The 15,816-nt window shown below is 67.8% G+C and carries 17 protein-coding genes; 9 read left to right on the forward strand and 8 right to left on the reverse strand.

The window, feature by feature from the left end:
* The first annotated feature begins 7 nt into the window (after positions 1-7).
* On the forward strand, positions 8-922 hold the full coding sequence (locus LJ737_RS06365) for a helix-turn-helix domain-containing protein (RefSeq protein WP_227763814.1): 915 nt from the start codon (positions 8-10) through the stop codon (positions 920-922).
* A 159-nt stretch (positions 923-1,081) separates the two neighbouring features.
* Here LJ737_RS06365 and LJ737_RS06370 read toward each other — a convergent pair whose 3' ends face one another.
* From LJ737_RS06370 to LJ737_RS06385, 4 genes are all read right to left on the reverse strand, one after another.
* Complete coding sequence (locus tag LJ737_RS06370) at positions 1,082-2,425, reverse strand: MptA/MptB family glycosyltransferase (RefSeq protein ID WP_227763816.1); 1,344 nt, start codon at positions 2,423-2,425, stop codon at positions 1,082-1,084.
* The gene (locus tag LJ737_RS06375) at positions 2,422-3,912 is read right to left on the reverse strand and encodes a glycosyltransferase (protein ID WP_227763818.1); all 1,491 of its coding nucleotides are present in this window, start codon (positions 3,910-3,912) and stop codon (positions 2,422-2,424) included. The genes LJ737_RS06370 and LJ737_RS06375 overlap by 4 nt, the downstream gene beginning before the upstream one ends.
* Positions 3,913-3,981: 69 nt before the next feature.
* Positions 3,982-4,710: a glycosyltransferase family 2 protein gene (locus LJ737_RS06380; RefSeq protein WP_227763820.1), complete on the reverse strand. Its 729-nt coding sequence runs from the start codon at positions 4,708-4,710 to the stop codon at positions 3,982-3,984.
* A gap of 68 nt (positions 4,711-4,778) precedes the next feature.
* Positions 4,779-5,204: a hypothetical protein gene (locus LJ737_RS06385; RefSeq protein ID WP_227763822.1), complete on the reverse strand. Its 426-nt coding sequence runs from the start codon at positions 5,202-5,204 to the stop codon at positions 4,779-4,781.
* Positions 5,205-5,508: 304 nt separating this feature from the next.
* Here LJ737_RS06385 and LJ737_RS06390 point away from each other — a divergent pair, with 304 nt between their 5' ends.
* Positions 5,509-6,177 carry a GAF domain-containing protein gene (locus LJ737_RS06390; RefSeq protein ID WP_227763824.1) on the forward strand — a complete coding sequence of 223 codons (669 nt, stop codon included), beginning with the start codon at positions 5,509-5,511 and terminating at the stop codon, positions 6,175-6,177.
* Between the two features lie 93 nt (positions 6,178-6,270).
* Positions 6,271-6,987 carry a GAF domain-containing protein gene (locus tag LJ737_RS06395; protein ID WP_227763826.1) on the forward strand — a complete coding sequence of 239 codons (717 nt, stop codon included), beginning with the start codon at positions 6,271-6,273 and terminating at the stop codon, positions 6,985-6,987.
* A gap of 133 nt (positions 6,988-7,120) precedes the next feature.
* Here LJ737_RS06395 and LJ737_RS06400 read toward each other — a convergent pair whose 3' ends face one another.
* On the reverse strand, positions 7,121-8,251 hold the full coding sequence (locus tag LJ737_RS06400; RefSeq protein ID WP_227763828.1) for a glycoside hydrolase family 43 protein: 1,131 nt from the start codon (positions 8,249-8,251) through the stop codon (positions 7,121-7,123).
* A 192-nt stretch (positions 8,252-8,443) separates the two neighbouring features.
* On the opposite strand from LJ737_RS06400, the gene LJ737_RS06405 reads away from it, so the two are divergent.
* From LJ737_RS06405 to LJ737_RS06420, 4 genes are all read left to right on the forward strand, one after another.
* On the forward strand, positions 8,444-9,004 hold the full coding sequence (locus LJ737_RS06405; RefSeq protein WP_227763831.1) for a hypothetical protein: 561 nt from the start codon (positions 8,444-8,446) through the stop codon (positions 9,002-9,004).
* Positions 9,001-9,543, forward strand: a complete 543-nt coding sequence (locus tag LJ737_RS06410) for a hypothetical protein (protein ID WP_227763834.1) — start codon at positions 9,001-9,003, stop codon at positions 9,541-9,543. The genes LJ737_RS06405 and LJ737_RS06410 overlap by 4 nt, the downstream gene beginning before the upstream one ends.
* 169 nt (positions 9,544-9,712) lie before the next feature.
* Positions 9,713-10,717, forward strand: a complete 1,005-nt coding sequence (locus LJ737_RS06415; RefSeq protein ID WP_227763836.1) for an alpha/beta fold hydrolase — start codon at positions 9,713-9,715, stop codon at positions 10,715-10,717.
* A 38-nt stretch (positions 10,718-10,755) separates the two neighbouring features.
* The gene (locus tag LJ737_RS06420; RefSeq protein WP_227763838.1) at positions 10,756-11,037 is read left to right on the forward strand and encodes a SemiSWEET family sugar transporter; all 282 of its coding nucleotides are present in this window, start codon (positions 10,756-10,758) and stop codon (positions 11,035-11,037) included.
* Between the two features lie 103 nt (positions 11,038-11,140).
* Here LJ737_RS06420 and LJ737_RS06425 read toward each other — a convergent pair whose 3' ends face one another.
* The 3 genes from LJ737_RS06425 to LJ737_RS06435 form a co-directional block, all read right to left on the reverse strand.
* Positions 11,141-12,493, reverse strand: a complete 1,353-nt coding sequence (locus tag LJ737_RS06425; RefSeq protein ID WP_227763840.1) for a 4Fe-4S binding protein — start codon at positions 12,491-12,493, stop codon at positions 11,141-11,143.
* A gap of 159 nt (positions 12,494-12,652) precedes the next feature.
* Positions 12,653-12,886: a hypothetical protein gene (locus LJ737_RS06430; RefSeq protein ID WP_227763843.1), complete on the reverse strand. Its 234-nt coding sequence runs from the start codon at positions 12,884-12,886 to the stop codon at positions 12,653-12,655.
* Positions 12,887-12,895: 9 nt separating this feature from the next.
* Positions 12,896-14,239, reverse strand: coding sequence for an NAD(P)/FAD-dependent oxidoreductase (locus LJ737_RS06435; protein ID WP_227763844.1), 1,344 nt, complete (start codon positions 14,237-14,239; stop codon positions 12,896-12,898).
* A gap of 212 nt (positions 14,240-14,451) precedes the next feature.
* On the opposite strand from LJ737_RS06435, the gene LJ737_RS06440 reads away from it, so the two are divergent.
* Positions 14,452-14,871 carry a hypothetical protein gene (locus tag LJ737_RS06440; protein WP_227763846.1) on the forward strand — a complete coding sequence of 140 codons (420 nt, stop codon included), beginning with the start codon at positions 14,452-14,454 and terminating at the stop codon, positions 14,869-14,871.
* A 236-nt stretch (positions 14,872-15,107) separates the two neighbouring features.
* Positions 15,108-15,800: a carboxypeptidase-like regulatory domain-containing protein gene (locus LJ737_RS06445; RefSeq protein WP_227763849.1), complete on the forward strand. Its 693-nt coding sequence runs from the start codon at positions 15,108-15,110 to the stop codon at positions 15,798-15,800.
* Positions 15,801-15,816 lie beyond the last annotated feature (16 nt).

Below are 15,816 nucleotides of genomic sequence, written 5' to 3' on the forward strand. Positions count from 1 at the left end.
GTAGCTTATGAAACCCGCCGCCCCGCCTTTTCGCCTGCTCGCCACGGTGAGCGACTTTGCCGCGCACTTCGGCTTTCCGCCGCCGGCCCACCCGCTGCTCACGGTGGTCGACTTAGCCCACCACCGCCACCCGCCGGTGACCGGGCCGGCCCTGCGGCAGCTCTACATCGTCACGCTGAAGAAAAACCTGAAGGGCCAGCTGCAGTACGGCCGCCGCAGCTACGACTTCCGCGAGGGCGTGCTGGCCTTTTACGCCCCCGGCCAGATGTGCACGGCCGACGCCTCGGTGGACGTGTCGGAAATCGAGGGCTGGATGGTGGTGTTTCACCCCGACTTGCTGGCCCGCTACCCGTTGGGCAAAAAAATCACCGGCTACGGCTTTTTCTCCTACCTCGTGAGCGAGGCTCTGCACCTCTCGGCCCGCGAAGAGCAGCAGCTGAACGGCCTGTTTCGCGCTCTGCAGGAAGAGCACCAGCAGCCCGTCGACGCCTTCAGCCAGGACGTGCTGGTGGCCCAGCTGGAGTTGCTGCTGAGCTACGCCAACCGCTTCTACCACCGGCAGTTTCTCACGCGCCGCACCGCCGAGCACGATTTGCTCAGCCGCTTCGAGGAGCTGGTCACGGCCTACTTCGCCCGCGACGACCAGGAGCAGCCCCTGCCCACCGTGCAGCACTTCGCCGACGCGCTGCACGTGTCGCCGGCCTACCTGAGCGACCTGCTGCGCACGCTCACCGGCCAAACCACCCAGCAGCACCTGCACCACGCCCTCATCGACAAAGCCAAGCGCCTGCTGCTGACCACCTCGCTGACGGTCAACGAAACAGCGTTTCAGCTCGGCTTCGAGTACCCCCAGTATTTCAGCCGCCTCTTCAAAAGCAAAACCGGCCAGACGCCCGCCGCATTCCGGTTTTCGGCGCAATAGAGTTGGGGGCGGCAGCGGCGCTTCGGTAAGCGGCGGGTCGACTGCGCTGCGACGGGCTTCCCGAGCGGCCCCGGACTGCTGCGGTAGCTGCACGCGCCATTCCGTTTCCACTTAGCACGACCTGCTTTTCCCGGAGCACGGCTCTGAAGGCGGGCGCCGCTAAGCCGCTGCCGGCGGCGCTAGGTGCGCGGCGCGGTGGCGGCGCCAATCCCAGGCTGCCGCCAGCAGCACGCCCAGGTATTCTAGCGCCACGAGACCAAGGTGTTCCTGGTAGGCGCTGCTGCGGTAGGTGGCGTAGGAAAGCGTAGCCAGCGCCGCCCAGGTAGCCGGGTAGCGCCAGCCGGTAAAGCAGTTCAGCGCCACCAGCGGCGTGAGGTACCAAGGGTGCACGGTGGTGGCCAGCAGGTAGTAGAGCGTAAAAGCCAGCAGCGCCGCCCGCGGCAGCGTGGCCAGCGTGGGACGTCGTTCGAAGGCCATCAGCACGAGTACACCGAAGGCAGCTTCAGCAGCCAGGGCCGTGCCGAGCCGGGCAATTTCGTTGTAGCCGGTGAGCCAGTAGCCGACGGCGCGCAGCAGGTAGTACACGCTGGCGTTGAACTCGAAGGAGTGAAAATACAGGTCGAGGCTGCGGCCGATGTTGCGCAGCAGCGCCGCCGAGGCGAAGGGCGCGAAGGCCGCGGCCAGGGACGCCGCCAGCGCCAGCCCGAAGCGCAGGGTGCGGCCCCAGCCTAGGCGGCGCAGCAGCAGCGGCAGGGCCAGCAGCGGGGTGAGCTTGGCGGCCACGCCCAGCGCCAGCGCCCCCGCGGCCAGCACCAGTCGGCCGCGGGCGAGCAGCCAGCAGGCGGCCAGCACGCCGGCAATGACCACGGCTTCGAAGTGCAGATTGCCCACCAGCTCGGCCACCACCAGTGGGTGCAGCAGGTAAAGCAGAGCCCGGTCCGGATCCTGCCCAAACCGGCGTAGCAGCCCCACCAGCAGCAGAGCCGTAGCCGCTTCGGCCAGCAGCAGCGCCAGCCGCAGCACCACGATCTGCGCCCGCTCCGACGCCGGAAACAGCCGCACGGCCAGCCCAAACAGGGCCTGGCAGACCGGCGGGTACACCGAATAGTAGTGCGGGGAGTTTAGGTGCTGATACAGCCCGGGCGTGAGCTGGGGCGCGCCCGTCAGCGGGCCGCCACCGGCCCGGTACTCGTCGGGGCGGTGCAGGAAGGGGCTATGGCCGGCCGCCACTAGGGCGCCGTCCCAGCGGAAGCGGTGGTAGTCGTCGGACAGCGCGGGCGTGGCGGGCAGCCACAGCAGGCGCAGCAGCAGGGCCAGCAGCAGGCCGGCGCGCAGCGGCAGGCGGTAGTGCAGCAGCGCCGCGTACGCCAAGGTGCCCAGGCCAAACAGCGTAAGCAGCTGGGCGGTAGCCGGGCGCGGGGTGAAGTAGGCCAGGCCGAGTTGGGTGGCCGTCAGCAGGGCAGCGGCCAGGCCCAGCAACGTGGAGCGCCGGGCCGCGCTCATGACTGCCGCGCGTGCCGCACGCTGTAGTAGACCACCGCCGCATAGCCGGCCGTCAGCAGCAGGTGAAAGGGCAGCAGGCCGTAGTTACCGTAGCGGAACGCGAGGAAGATGCCGCCGGCAAAGTACAGGGCCAGCAGCGCTTCGAGCACCGTCTGCCCGTTGACCGAGCCGGTGCGGTAGCGGCGGCCGCGGGCCGTACCCGGCTGCCCGCTCAGCCCCGCCTTGGGCGTGCGCACGAAGGGGGTGAGCCGGCCGGCTAGGCCGGTGAGCACCGCCCAGCCGTTGTGCAGCGACAGGCCCATCGAAATCGAGAGGAAGAGCAGCAGCTTGGGCGCGAAGGGCCGGCCGCCGGCCGCGCGCCCGCCGTTCCAGCGCCAGGCGGCGTAGTAGTAGGCCACCAGCGGCAGCAGGCTCAGCACCGAGAGGCCCGCCAGCCGGAAAGGCCAGCGCAGGGCGGGCTCGGCGGTTTGCACCAGCAGCAGCGGAACGCTCAGCAGGCCCATCAGCAGCACGGCCACAAACACGGCGCTGTTGAGCAGGTGGGCGGTGGCGTAGAGCTTGGTGCGCAGCGGCAGCGCGGTGCTGCGCCACACCCGGCCCAGGTGCTTGCGGGCGGTTTCGGCCCCGCCCTTGTTCCAGCGGTGCTGCTGCGAGCGAAGCGCGTCCATCTGCGCGGGCAGCTCGGCCGGGGCCACCACCGCGGGCAGGTAGCGAAACTGCCAGCCCGCCAGCTGGGCCCGGTAGCTCAGGTCCAGGTCTTCGGTGAGCGTATCGGCCTGCCAGCCGCCGGCCTGCTCGATGCACGCACGGCGCCACACCCCGCCGGTGCCGTTGAAGTTGATGAAGTGGTGGCCCGCGTTGCGCCCCACTTGCTCCACCAAGAAGTGCGCGTTCAGCCCGAAGGCTTGCAGCTCGGTGAGCAGGGAGTCGCCCTCGTTCAGGTGGCCCCAGCGCGTTTGCACCACGCCCAGCCCCGCGTCGGCCAGGAAGTAGGGCACGGTGCGGCGCAGAAAGTCGGGGGCGGGCACGAAGTCGGCGTCGAAAATGGCCACCAGCTCGCCGGTGGCGGCGCGCAGGCCGTAGGCCAGGGCCCCGGCCTTGTAGCCTTGCCGGTCGGGCCGGCGCACGTGTTCGATGTTGAGGCCGCGGGCGCGGTGGTGGGCCACCCGCTCGGCGGCCAGGGCCACGGATTCGTCGGTGGAGTCGTCGAGCACCTGAATCTGCAGGCGCGCGGCCGGGTAGTCCAGCGCGGCGGCCGCGTCGATGACGCGCTCCACCACGTTCAGCTCGTTGTAGACGGGCAGCTGCACCGTCACGCGGGGCCAGCGCTGCGCGTCGGCGGGCAGGGGCGGGGCGGGCAGTTGGGCGGCCCCGGCGTAAGCGCGGCGGGCCAGGCGGGTGAGGCGCCACTGCGCGAGGCTGAAGGCCAGCACGAACAGCAGGCACAGCCCGTAGATCACCAGCAGCAGAATTTCTAGCCCAAGCATCGGTTGGCGGGCGGGGTAAGCAACAACTTCATCGGCCCGGCAAAGGTACGCCCTGCGGCGCGGTGGTCCTTAGCCACGGGCGTAGCGGAAGATGGTCCACAAGATCTTGTAGCCCGCCCCGAGGGTGCCCTTCACCGTGCCCGATACTTTCGACACGCCGATGCGGCGCCGGTAGCGCACCGGTACCTCGGCGCAGCGCAGGCCCTGCTTGGCGGCTTTGAGCTGCATTTCCACCGTCCAGCCGTAGGTCTGGTCCTGCATGTCGAGGCGGCGCAGCGCGTCGGCGCGGATGGCGCGAAACGGGCCCAGGTCGGTGAAGCGGGCCCCGTAGAGGCGGCGCAGCAGCGTTGTGGCCAGCCAGTTGCCGAAAATCTGCTGGGGCAGCATGGCCCCCGGCTCGCGCTGGCCCAGGGCCCGGGAGCCGATGACCAGGTCCACGCCGTCTTCCAAGATGGGGCGTACCAGCTCGGGCAGCTGCTCGGGGTAGTCCGAATAGTCGCCGTCGAGAAACACGATGATGGCGGGCTGCTCCGGGGCGGGGCGCGCGTAGCAGTGAGCCATGCCGCGCAGGCAGGCGAAGCCGTAGCCGGGGCGGTCTTCGCGCAGCACGGTGGCCCCACCGGCGCGGGCCGGGGTGGCCGTGTCGTCGGTGGAAGCGTTGTCGACCACGATTACCTCGCGCACCCAGTCCCGGGGAATGTCGGCCAGCACGGGCCCGATGCTGCGGGCTTCGTTGTGGGCCGGGATGATGATGTCGATGAGCGGAAGCGGGGTAGGCGGGGGGGGAGAAAGGGGCATGCAGCGCGAATCAGGGCGCAAAAGTGCGCAGAAGCCGGCCGGCGGCAACCGGCGCGGCAACGGAAATATTACTCGGGGCGGCGGCGCTGCAGCACCCGGCGGTGCCAGCGGCCGGCGCGGTTGCTGGTGTGCAGCTCGGCTTCCTCCGTCAGAATCAGGTACAAGCTATAGCCAAATACGAAGGCCGTGGCCCCGCTCAGCAGCCAGCCCCAGCTCCGGGTAAAGGCCATGTAAAAGTCGTAACACATGACCGCGCCGGGCACGGCGGCCGCCAGCACGGCCAGGCGCCGCGAAGGCCGTGGCTGCTCAAACAACAGGGTGGCCAGAAACGCCGTCAGCAGCACCGTTTGGTGAATGGCTTCGCCCATCCACCAGGGCAGCAAGTTGTTGAAGCCGATGAAGCGCGACACGGCGCGCAGCACGTAGGCCAGCGCGGCCGCTTCCACGATGGCCAGCAGCAGGGGCAGCAAGGGACGGAGTACGGGTCGGGCCATAGGCACGGGCTAGGGGGAAGGCAGACGGGGGCCAGCGGGCCGCGGCGGGCAGCCGGCCCGGCGGCGCTGCACATACGCGCCGGGCGGGCCGGGCGGTTTTACCCGGCGCCGGCGCATTCAGGCCTTCCAATATACCTTTTTCAGCCCAGCCCAGGCCCAGCTGCCACCCGCAAACGTCCATTCCGGCCGCCTAACCCGGCGTTTGCCACCCGCGGGCCGCAGCCCACGGGGCGCCGGCATTGCTGAACCAAACCGGGCTGCTACTTTTAGCAGCTTTTTACGTCCGAATCTCAGCCGCTTACCCGTGCCTCCGTCCTCCCGCCTGCAAGCGCTGCATTCGTACGATATCCTGCACTCCGCGCAGGAGCCCTTGTTCGACGACCTGGCCGCCCTGGCTGCCTATATTTTCAGCGTGCCGGTGGCGCGCATTGCTTTCGTGGCCGACGAGGAAGTGTGGCACAAGGCCAGCACCGGCATGGAAGCCCAGCAGGCGCTGCCGCTGGCGCAGAGCATCTGCCCCCAGGCCGTGCGCCACGACTTGCCGGTGCTGGTGTTTCCCGACCTGAACGCGCACCCCGAGCACAGCACGCCGGCCATGCGCGCCGAGCGGGTGGCCTTCTACGCCGGCGCCCTGCTGCGCACCCCGCAGGGCCAGGCCATCGGCACGCTGTGTGTGGCCGACTACGTGCCCCGCGAGCTGACCGACGCCGAGCAGCAGATGCTGGTGCGGCTGGCCGACCTGGTGGTGCTGGCCCTCGACGCGCGCCGGCAGCTGAGGGCCGGGGCCGGCAATGCCGCCTGGGAGAAGCTGCGCGGCGAGGCCGAAACCGAATTGCACAATCAGATGGCCCTGGTGCGCTACCTGAAAGTGCGCAGCAGCGGGCTGGTGCCCGTGCCGGCCGATTTGCTGGAAGAAGTCGGCCGGCGCCTGGGCGAAGTAATTGCCATTTTCAAAGCCGCCGAACAGGCGTAAGCCGCAAACCTCCCCGCGGTAGGGCCGTAAGTGCCTAATTCTTGCGTGCTTTATGCACTCCCCAACGTCAGCCTCCTATCACGAGGATTGCCCATGCCATCCTACACCCAGCCCGCTTCGCTTGTGCCGGCCCACGAACCGGCGCGGCTGCGTACGCTTTACCGGTACGAGATTCTGAACACCACTCCGGAGCCCATTTTCGATGACTTTGTGGCCCTGGCGGCGCAGTTGTTCAAGCTGCCTATCTCGCTGATTTCCCTGGTCGACCAGGATACCGTGTTTTTCAAGGCCAACGCCGGTCTGCCCGGCCTGGTGGCGGTACCCCGGGCCGACAGCCTGTGCTCGGCGGCCGTGCTCGAGCACACGCCCATTGCCTTTCCCGACTTGCAGCAGGAGCGCTGCGACCTGGTGAACCCGGCCGTGGCCGAAGCCGCCGGCCTGCGCTGCTACGCCGGCGCCCCGCTGCGCATGACCGACGGCCTCAACATCGGCACCATGTGCGTGATTGGACGCGAGCCGCGCGACTTCACCGAGGCCGAAAGCGCGTTGCTGCTACGCCTGGCCGAACTGGTCAGCCGCACCATCGAACTACGGGCCCGGCTGCTGGGGTTCAGCCCCGACGCGTGGGAGCAGGCCCAGCGCGAACTGCAGGCGTACCTGCACGAAAGCTCCACGCTGGCGCGCTACTTGGTGGCCCGCACCGACGGCACCTTTCTGGCCGACGACGTGCTGCAAACCGTGCACCGCCGCCTCGACTTCATCGACAAGGCCCTGGGCCGCTTGCTAGCCTCCGAAGACGGCTACTCCTAGGCGGAACAGCAAGCCGACGTTTCTATCCCTGGACCCCAGCGGCAGGTGTAGGGCCAACGAGCGAGTAAACCAACGGCGCGGCCGAGGCAACGAACCTCGGCCGCGCCGTTGTGCGCGGGGCCTGGCACTGACCCTACTGCGCCGCCACCATCGGCTCGATGGTTTCGATGCTGCCGTCGGGGCGGCGCTTGAGCTCGGTCACTTTCACGTTGCGCAGGTGGGTTTTGCCCGATAGCTCCGTGTCGTGGTAGAAGATGTACCACTTGCCTTTGAACTCGATGATTGAGTGGTGCGTGGTCCAACCCTGCACCGGGTTCATGATGACGCCCTTGTAGGTAAACGGTCCGGTAGGCTTGTCGCCGACGGCGTAGACCAGCAAGTGGGTGTCGCCGGTGGAGTAGGAGTAGTAGTACTTGCCTTGGTACTTGTGCAGCCAGCCGCCCTCGAAAAAACGGCGCTTGGTGTCGCCGGCCAGCAGGGGCTTGCCGTTTTCGTCGAGGATTTTTACCTCCGTCACCGGCCCGGCAAAGGAGCGCATGTCCTTGCTCAACCGGGCCACCCGCGGGCCGTAGGCGGGCTCTTGCGGGGCCTGGTTGGGCGCCACTGTCGAGTCGTACTGCCCGCTGCGCCAGCGCTGCAGCTGCCCGCCCCAGATGCCGCCGAAGTACAGGTAGCTCTGCCCGTCGGCGTCGGTAAACACGTTGGGGTCGATGCTGTAGGAGCCGGCAATGGGCTTAGCATCAGCCTTGAACGGACCGGTGGGCGAGGTGCTGGTGGCCACCCCCAGGCGAAACACGTCCTGCTTGTCCTTCACCGGGAAATAGAGGTAGTAGGTGCCGTTCTTGAACTCCGCATCGGGCGCCCAGAGCTGCCGCCCGGCCCAGGGAATGTCCTTGATGTCCAGCGCCACGCCGTGGTCCGTCACCTTGCCGCCCACGCTGTCCATCGAGAGCACGTGGTAGTCGCGCATGGCAAAGTGGGCGCCGTTGTCGTCCTCCGGAATGCCGGCCTCGATGTCGTGAGAGGGGTAGATGTAGATGCGCCCGCCAAACACGTGGGCCGAGGGGTCGGCGGTGTAGATGTCGCGGACCAGCGGCTTCGAGAGAAACGTGGGCTTGGCGGCCGGAGCCGCCTGGGTTGAATCGGCGGGCGCAGCGGTAGTGGCTTCGGACGAGGACGAATTGCTCTGGCAGGCGGCACCGGCCAGCAGCAGCGGCAGGCCAAAACCGAGCAGGTGGGCCTTCGAAAGGCGGGAAACGAGCATGGGCGGGAGATAGGTGAGGCGTTGGTTTCGCAAAAAACACCGGCTCGTTCCGGAAAACGACCGATATAGATAGGTTCCGGATGAGCGGGCGGCAACTTCGCCAAGCAGCTCCGGTAAAAGCCGCAAAGCTGGCCGCTGCGCCGTATTTTGCACCCGTTTTGCGCCCCCGTCCGGGCGCCTGAATCGATTTCGATGGGAGCTTTACTGACCGATTTGCTGCAGCGCGCCCAGCGCAACCGCCGCGTGGTGGCCCTGCAGGCCGCCGGCGAAATGTATTTGGGCTACGTGCTCAACCACAACCCCGACGTGGTGCTGCTGCGCACCATCACCCGCCAGGGCATGCTTACCGGCGTGCGCAGCATTGCCCTGGCCGACGTGGCGCAGGTGCACTTCGACGACAAGTACGTGCGCCTGATTGAGTTCAAGGAGCACCACCCCGACGCGGTATTCGGCGTGGCCACCGCCCCCGACGGGCTGGAGCAGCACTACCTCTCGGTGCCCGCCCTGCTGCAGCGCGCCCACGACACGCATCAGCTCGTGCAGCTCGTCACCGCCAATTCCCACAACGACCCCTACGGCTACGTGGTGCGCCTCACCGAGGACGAGCTGCTGCTGGAAGTGTACACCGCCTTCGGTGAGCCCGACGGCCACACGGTGTTGCAGGTGGAAGACGTGCGCAGCGTGGTATGGAGCGACGAAGAGACGCGCACCATCGAACTGCTGCGCAAGCAGCGGGCGGCGGAAAAACCATGACCCGGGCCCAGCGCTGGGCCGCCGCGTGGCGCCGCAAGCGCAACGTTTTTTACCGGCGCCCCGACGGGCAGTTTATCATCCAGAGCCGGTTGCCCTGGTGGCAGGCTGCGGCGGGCACGCTGGGCTGGATGGCGTTTATTGGGGTGCAGCTGCCGCTGCCAGTGCCGGCCCTGCTGGTGGCTCCAGCGGCGGCCGGCGTTGCGCTGGCCGTCTGGGCCGGGCTGTTCAGCCGGCTGGAAATCGGCCCCGCGGGGGTAGTGTTACGCGCGGGTGGCTGGTTTGGCCGGGCCCGGCGCCTGCCCCTGCACGCGGTGGTGCTGGACGCCACCAGCCTGGCTACTGGGGAAGTGCTGCCCTGGGCGGAAGCCAACGGGCGCTTGCACTTCGAGTATGCCTCGCCCTTGGAAAGCGACGACCTGTTCCTCTACATTACCTGCCAGCGCAAGGACCTCAGCCACCAGTTCGACGATGCGTTTGCCTGGGCCAGCCTGCAGCAGGTAGGGACCGCGCTGCGCGAAATCCGGGCCGGCGGAAACTGAACGGCCGGAACCCGCCGCGTTTACCGCCCGAGCCGGCTGGGTTGAGCCCGCGTTGATTTTGCCGGTTGGCCGCGGCATGTAGCTGATGAACATGCAGCTGGCGGCTGCTTCGCCCGCTAAGCGGCCCCCGCGGACAACCCCGGTGCCTTAAACGGGGTTAGTACGCCTGATGAAGTTTCTTCTGCCTCTGCTGCTGAGCTGCCTGTGGCTGCTCGGCGCCGCCCCGGCCCGCGCCCAATCGGCCGTGCCCGATGTGCTCAACGCCACCCTCGACAACTACGACTACCCGCACCCGGTGAGCTTTCTGGCGCTGCGGCTGGAGGGCCAGCCCCTGCGCATGGCCTACATGGACGTGCGGCCCACCGGCCGGGCCAACGGGCGCACAGTGCTGCTGTTGCACGGCAAAAACTTCTTCGGGGCGTACTGGCGCGGCACCATCGAGGCGCTGACCGCGGCCGGCTTTCGGGTGGTGGTGCCCGACCAGATTGGCTTCGGCAAGTCCGACAAGCCCAACATTCACTATTCCTTCCATCAACTGGCCCGCAACACCAAAGAGCTGCTCGACACCCTGGGCGTGAAGCAGGCCGTGGTGCTGGGCCACAGCATGGGCGGCATGCTGGCCACGCGCTTTGCCATCGAGTACCCCGGCGCCACCGAGCGGCTGGTGCTCGAAAACCCCATCGGGCTGGAAGACTACCGCCGCGGCGTGCCTTTTCAGACGGTCCTCGAAGCCACCCGTACCGAGCTGCAGGCCAACGAAGCCAGCATCCGCAAGTACCACGCGACCTACTACCCCGGCACCTATCCGCAGGCCCACGACCAATGGCTGCTGCCGCTGATTGCCCAGACGCGCAGCCCCGATTACCCCACCGTGGCCGTGGCCAACGCCCTCACCTACGAGATGATTTACCAGCAGCCCGTGTGCTACGAGTACGACCGGGTGCAGGTGCCCACCTTGCTCATCATCGGGCAGAAGGACCGCACGGTGGTGGGCAAGGGCCTGATCAAAGACCAGAAGGTGCTGGAGAGAATGGGCCAGTACCCCGCCTTGGGGCAGCGCACGGCCAAGGCCATCAAGAGCAGCAAGCTGGTGGAGCTGCCGGGCGTGGGCCACATTCCGCACCTACAGGAGCCGCAGCAGTTCTACGCCGCCGTGCTGGCGTTTCTGAAGTAGACCCGCCCAGAGGAACGCTTTTACCCAACCCTAGGCCTATGCCGGACGTGGTGCGCATTATTGGGCTGGTGGCCGCGTCGTTGTCGGCCATCATGTTTTTGCCGCAGGTTGTGCGCACCTGGCGTACCCGCTCGGCGCAAGATTTGTCGGTGGGTACCTTGGCCGTATCGGCCAGCAGCATGGTGCTGTGGCTAATCTACGGAGCCAGCATCCGCGACGTGCCCATCCTGTTCGGCAACTCCGTTAATCTGCTGTTTACGCTGACGCTGGTCTTCTTCAAGCTGCGCTTCGGCGCGGCAGACAAGCCCAAAGCCCCGTAGCCGCTAGTTGCGGCTGGAGTAAGGGTTGCGCAGCGAAACCCGACAGCAGGCGCCGGGCCGCGGTAGCTGCCGCGGGCTTTGCAAGGCGCGAAGCACCGGCGCTCTACTCCAGAATCCGCAAGCTCTCGGCCCGGATCAGCTGGGAAGGTTGGTAACGGCCCTCGCGCGGGCCGTTTTCCAGGTTCAGCACCCCGCGCGGGCAAGCGGTACTGCACAGCCCGCAGCCCACGCAGGCGGCCCGGATGATGGGCTCCCCGCGCTGGGCGTACTGCTTCACGTCGATGCCCATTTCGCAGACGTTGGAGCAGTTGCCACAGCTGATGCACTGCCCGCCGTTGGTGCTGATGCGGAAACGCGAGAAGTGCTTCTGCAGCAGCCCCAGGTAAGCGGCCATCGGGCAGCCGTAGCGGCACCACACCCGGGAGCCGAGAATGGGGTAGAAGCCCACGCCCACCACGCCTGAAAACAGCGCGCCGACGACAAAGCCGTAGGTGCGCGAAAACTCGTCGGAGAGCCGGCCGAGCAGGGCCCCGCCCAGGCGGGTGTTCAGCCAGAGCAGGGCTGTGGTCACCACGATGAAGCCGAGCACAGTGTAGACGATGCTCACCTCGTAGCGCCAGGCTTCGCGGCGTTTGTCGCTGAGGTGGCGGTACGGGTCGCCGGCGGTTTCGGCCAGCCCGCCGCAGCCGCACACCCACGAGCAGTACCACCGCTTCCCGAAAAAGTAGGTGAGCACCGGCGTGGCTACGAAGGACATGATGAGGCCCCAGCCGACCATGAAGGCGCCGAGGTGGCCGTTTTGCAGCAGGGACTGCACGCCGCCGGGAAACAGGTAGTCGTACTTCAGGGGCCAGAAATAGGTGAAGTAAAACTCGGGCTGCTGCAGGGCCAGCAACACCCCCGGCAGCAGCCAGGCAAAGCCCAGTTGAAAAAACATCACCGAGGCCGTGCGCACCCGTTGGTAGGGTGAGTGTCTGTACTTGAGCAGGGCCCGCGTGCCCATCAGCAGCACGGCCAGGGTGTAGAACGTGCCGTAGAGAAACCATTGGTCGGCCGGGCGCTGGCGCAGCGCCTGGCTGAGGCCATCCAGCGGGCGAATAAGGTTTTCCAGGTACTCGGGCCACCAATACAGCACCACGTAGAAGCCCGTCAAGGCCACGCCCGTGGCCCAGGCCACCGCCCCGCGCGAAGTGCTGCCGCGGGCCCACAGGTTGTTGTGGTGCACGCCGCCCGGGCCGCGGCCAAACTTGTACCAGCTCCAGCCCAGGGCCCCGGCGCTCAGCAGGGCTACCCCAAGCCAGAAAGCCGGCTCGCGCAGGCCAGCCGGGGCCGCTGCTGTCACGGCCAGGGCCAGCAAGCCCAGCGCCACCATGGCCAACCAAAGCCGCTCGGACAAGGGAGTTGCGGGAGTGGGGTGGGCTAGAGGCTGGTCGGAATAAGCGGCGAGGGAAGTCATGGCGAGAAAAGAAGTTGCAGGCGCCGGTTTGGCCGCCGTGGGCGGTGGATATGGGGCCGGGTCGGCGCGCCGGGGCGTCTAGGTGTTCCGCCCAGTCCGCGGAGAAGTGCCGACGGCCGTGCGCCGTGGCAAAACCGACGCCGGCTAGGAACCGGTCCGTTAGTGGTGATGGTGGTTGTCGGGCTTGCCGTAGAGGTTGGTCAGCGAGCCGAGCACGAAAACGCCCGCCCATACCACGTACAGCCAGTGGAAGCCGTCGGGTTTGGGCTGGCCGATCAGGGCCAGGATGAGCTGGGCGCCGAGCGTCATGATGATGCCGGTAAAGGCAATGTATTGCCAGGCGTTGAAGGCGCCGGGGTGGTAGAGCTTGCGGTAGTCGGGTTTGTCGGCCATGATGGGCGGTTATACGGAGAGCAGGCGGCTGAGCAGGCCCTTGCGGCGGCGCAGCACCACGGCCGGCTCGTCGGGGTGCCGGGCGTTGTACGCCGCCACGATGGCCGGCTCGTGCTGCGCGAAAAATTCGGGGTCGAAGTTAGCGGCCCCGAGCTGGGCCAGTACCTCGCCGACGGGCACGCCGCGCCGCAGCCACTGGTCGCACACGTCGTGGCGCAGGCGCAGGCCCAGGGCATTCACGCCCAGCAAGGCGCGGGAGGCATCCGCGCGGTAGTGCAGGCGCAGGCCCAGCGCGGCCGTGGGGTGCTGCCACCAGAAGCTGGCCTCGTCCGCGCCCGGGCGCGCCGGCACCTGCCCGTAGGTCTGGTATTCGAGGTCGAAGAACTTGGCCGAGTTAAACCACGGCCCCCGCCGGTAGGCCGTGGGCTGCCCGCAGATGGTGTGGGCCACGGTTTCGCCCTGCATGCGGCCGGTGTACCACAGCGGCTCGATGGCCGCCTCGCCGGGGCCTGGGCTGCGGCGTTGGGCGCAGTCGCCGGCCGCGAAAATGCCCGGCACGGAGGTTTGCAGGTAGTCGTCGACGAGGATGCCGCGGTCGGTGTCGATGCCGGTCCCGGCGGTGAGGTCGAGGGCGGGCGTGACGCCGGTGGCAATGCCCAACCACTGACAGGGCAATTCGGTGCCGCGGCTGGTACGCACGGCCCGCACCCGGCCCGCATCGTCGCCCAGCACTTCGGTTAGCTCGGTTTCGTAGTGCACCCGCACGCCGTGCCGGCGCAATTGCGCATCGACCAGAGCGGCTTCTTCCGGCGGGAGCACCGAGCCCCAGTAGTGCCGGTCGCGCACGAGCATGGTTACGCCGTGGCCGCGGGTGCGCAGCATCTCGGCCATTTCCACCCCGATCAGCCCCCCGCCCACTATCACCGCCTCTTGAACCTGCAGCGTGGTTTCGGCCATTAGCTCCACGTCGGCCTTCGACACCAGGCCCTGCACGCCGCGCAGGTGCTGCCCGGGCCAGTCGTAGTAGCGGGTGGTGGCGCCGGTGGCCAGCAGCAGCGCGTCGTAGGTCAGGGAGGGGCCGGCGGCCAGGTGCACCGTGCGCGCGGCCGCGTCGAGGTGGGTGGCGCGGTCGTGCACCAGTTCCAGGCGGTTTTCGGTCCAGTACCAGTCTTCGAAGGGCTTCACGTCGGGCCAGCGCAGGTGCCCCATGTAGAGGTACATCAGCGCGGGGCGGGAAAAGTGGTGGGCGCTTTCGGCCGACACCAGCGTAATGCGGGCCGTGGGCTGCAGGCGGCGCACCGCCTGGGCGCAGCTCACGCCCGCAATGCCGTTGCCGATGATAACCAGGTGCATCAGGAAAGAGGAAGTGCGTAGAACAGAAGAACCGCCGCCGGGCCCGGCTGGTTTGCCGCCCGCCCCGACGGCCGGCGGCGGTCAAACGTACTGCTTTCGGGCCGGCTTGGATTGCGGGGCCTGCGTGAAACCCAGGCCCCGCCGCCGGGGCTCAACGCGGAGCCGCGGGCCTGCGTACAGCCTTAACAGACACCAACCCAGTCCTACCCATCATGGCAACTCCCCTCAACCTCAATACCGAAGGCACCCGCAACGACGACAACGAGCAAATTAAGCGCGACAAAAACGTGATTCCGCGCGACGAGCAGCAGGAGCAGGACCGCGACTTCGAGCAAATCATCAACAACAACGCCGACGTCGACAAGGACCCTACGGCCTACCGCAGCGCCGGTGCCCGCGGCTACTCCCAGCGCACCGACGAGAAGAACAAGCTGGAAAACCTGCACATCGGCGGCAGCGAAACCACTCCCCAGGGAGGCAACAACCACGCGGAAGACGCCAGCAAAAAACAGGGCGCCGGCTTTGAGGTCGAAGGCAGCTACGAGCTCGACCACGAGCAAAACCTGCGCACCCGCGAGCAGCCCTTCGGGGCCAGCCAACCCGAAGGACCCGCCCAGCCGGTGCAGGAATAACCCCAACTAGTTAACCCGTTTGGCGCCGCGCCGGAGCACCCGCTTCCGGCGCGGCGCTCTGTTTTGGGGTAATTCGCGCGGCCTATTGCAGTATAGCCATACTAATGTGATATATTTAGGGACGAACTCGACAGACTGCGCGCAGGCCCGGGCCGGCCACAGTGCTTGACCCTGTTTGCGCTGACGGGTTCTGCTTGCTTTTCACCCAGTACTCCCACCGTACTTCTTACCCGCCTATGAGCGACAATTACCAATCCGTTACCGAAGAACCGGTAGAAACCGATGAGTCCTCCCTGGACTCGGGCAACCGCAAGCTGGCTTTTCTAGCGGGCGGCGTCGTCGTGCTGCTGGGCGCGGCCCTGGCATTTGGGCCCGCCGGCAACCGTGAGCGTATTGCCAACGGGCAGATGCCCAGCTTCGAGCTGGTCGGGGCCAGCGTAGTCGGCTCCCGGGCCGCGGCCGAGGAAGTCGCCGCCCCGACCGAGGCAGCCGCCCCGGCCCCGGAGGCTACCAAAGCCTCCGCGGCGCCGGCCAAGCCGGTAGCAGCCGCCACCCGGACCGCCGCCGCGGCGCCGGCTGCCAGCAGTGCCACCCCGGCCGCCGCGCCCGCCGCCGAGCCCACGACGGCCGAACCCGCCGCGCCGGCGGCCCCGGCCGTGGAGGAAGCGCCGCGCACGGCCACGCTCAACGGCCGCATCCTCGACGAAAACGGCAAGCCGCTGGCCGGCGCCACCGTGTTCGTGAAGGGTACCAACAAAATTGCCAGCACCGACCAGAACGGCAACTACACCGTGGAAACCCCCGCCGGTGAAACCAGCGTGGTGTATGGCTACGGCGGTTACCAAGACCAGGAAATGCGCGTGCGCAGCGGCCAGCCGAACAACGTGACCCTGCTGCCCAGCGAAACCAGCAAGCGGCGCCGGCGCTAAGCCGGCTGGCCTGCGG

It is taken from the genome of Hymenobacter sp. 15J16-1T3B, assembly GCF_020711235.1.
GTDB lineage: Bacteria > Bacteroidota > Bacteroidia > Cytophagales > Hymenobacteraceae > Solirubrum.

Coding starts and splice junctions, on each gene's coding strand:
- LJ737_RS06420 (WP_227763838.1), top strand. CDS start 10,756: ATGCCGGACGTGGTGCGCATTATTGGGCTGGTGGCCGCGTCGTTGTCG.
- LJ737_RS06410 (WP_227763834.1), top strand. CDS start 9,001: ATGACCCGGGCCCAGCGCTGGGCCGCCGCGTGGCGCCGCAAGCGCAAC.
- LJ737_RS06425 (WP_227763840.1), bottom strand. CDS start 12,493: ATGACTTCCCTCGCCGCTTATTCCGACCAGCCTCTAGCCCACCCCACT.
- LJ737_RS06415 (WP_227763836.1), top strand. CDS start 9,713: ATGAAGTTTCTTCTGCCTCTGCTGCTGAGCTGCCTGTGGCTGCTCGGC.
- LJ737_RS06365 (WP_227763814.1), top strand. CDS start 8: ATGAAACCCGCCGCCCCGCCTTTTCGCCTGCTCGCCACGGTGAGCGAC.
- LJ737_RS06440 (WP_227763846.1), top strand. CDS start 14,452: ATGGCAACTCCCCTCAACCTCAATACCGAAGGCACCCGCAACGACGAC.
- LJ737_RS06430 (WP_227763843.1), bottom strand. CDS start 12,886: ATGGCCGACAAACCCGACTACCGCAAGCTCTACCACCCCGGCGCCTTC.
- LJ737_RS06385 (WP_227763822.1), bottom strand. CDS start 5,204: ATGGCCCGACCCGTACTCCGTCCCTTGCTGCCCCTGCTGCTGGCCATC.
- LJ737_RS06380 (WP_227763820.1), bottom strand. CDS start 4,710: ATGCCCCTTTCTCCCCCCCCGCCTACCCCGCTTCCGCTCATCGACATC.
- LJ737_RS06400 (WP_227763828.1), bottom strand. CDS start 8,251: ATGCTCGTTTCCCGCCTTTCGAAGGCCCACCTGCTCGGTTTTGGCCTG.
- LJ737_RS06395 (WP_227763826.1), top strand. CDS start 6,271: ATGCCATCCTACACCCAGCCCGCTTCGCTTGTGCCGGCCCACGAACCG.
- LJ737_RS06375 (WP_227763818.1), bottom strand. CDS start 3,912: ATGCTTGGGCTAGAAATTCTGCTGCTGGTGATCTACGGGCTGTGCCTG.
- LJ737_RS06445 (WP_227763849.1), top strand. CDS start 15,108: ATGAGCGACAATTACCAATCCGTTACCGAAGAACCGGTAGAAACCGAT.
- LJ737_RS06405 (WP_227763831.1), top strand. CDS start 8,444: ATGGGAGCTTTACTGACCGATTTGCTGCAGCGCGCCCAGCGCAACCGC.
- LJ737_RS06370 (WP_227763816.1), bottom strand. CDS start 2,425: ATGAGCGCGGCCCGGCGCTCCACGTTGCTGGGCCTGGCCGCTGCCCTG.
- LJ737_RS06435 (WP_227763844.1), bottom strand. CDS start 14,239: ATGCACCTGGTTATCATCGGCAACGGCATTGCGGGCGTGAGCTGCGCC.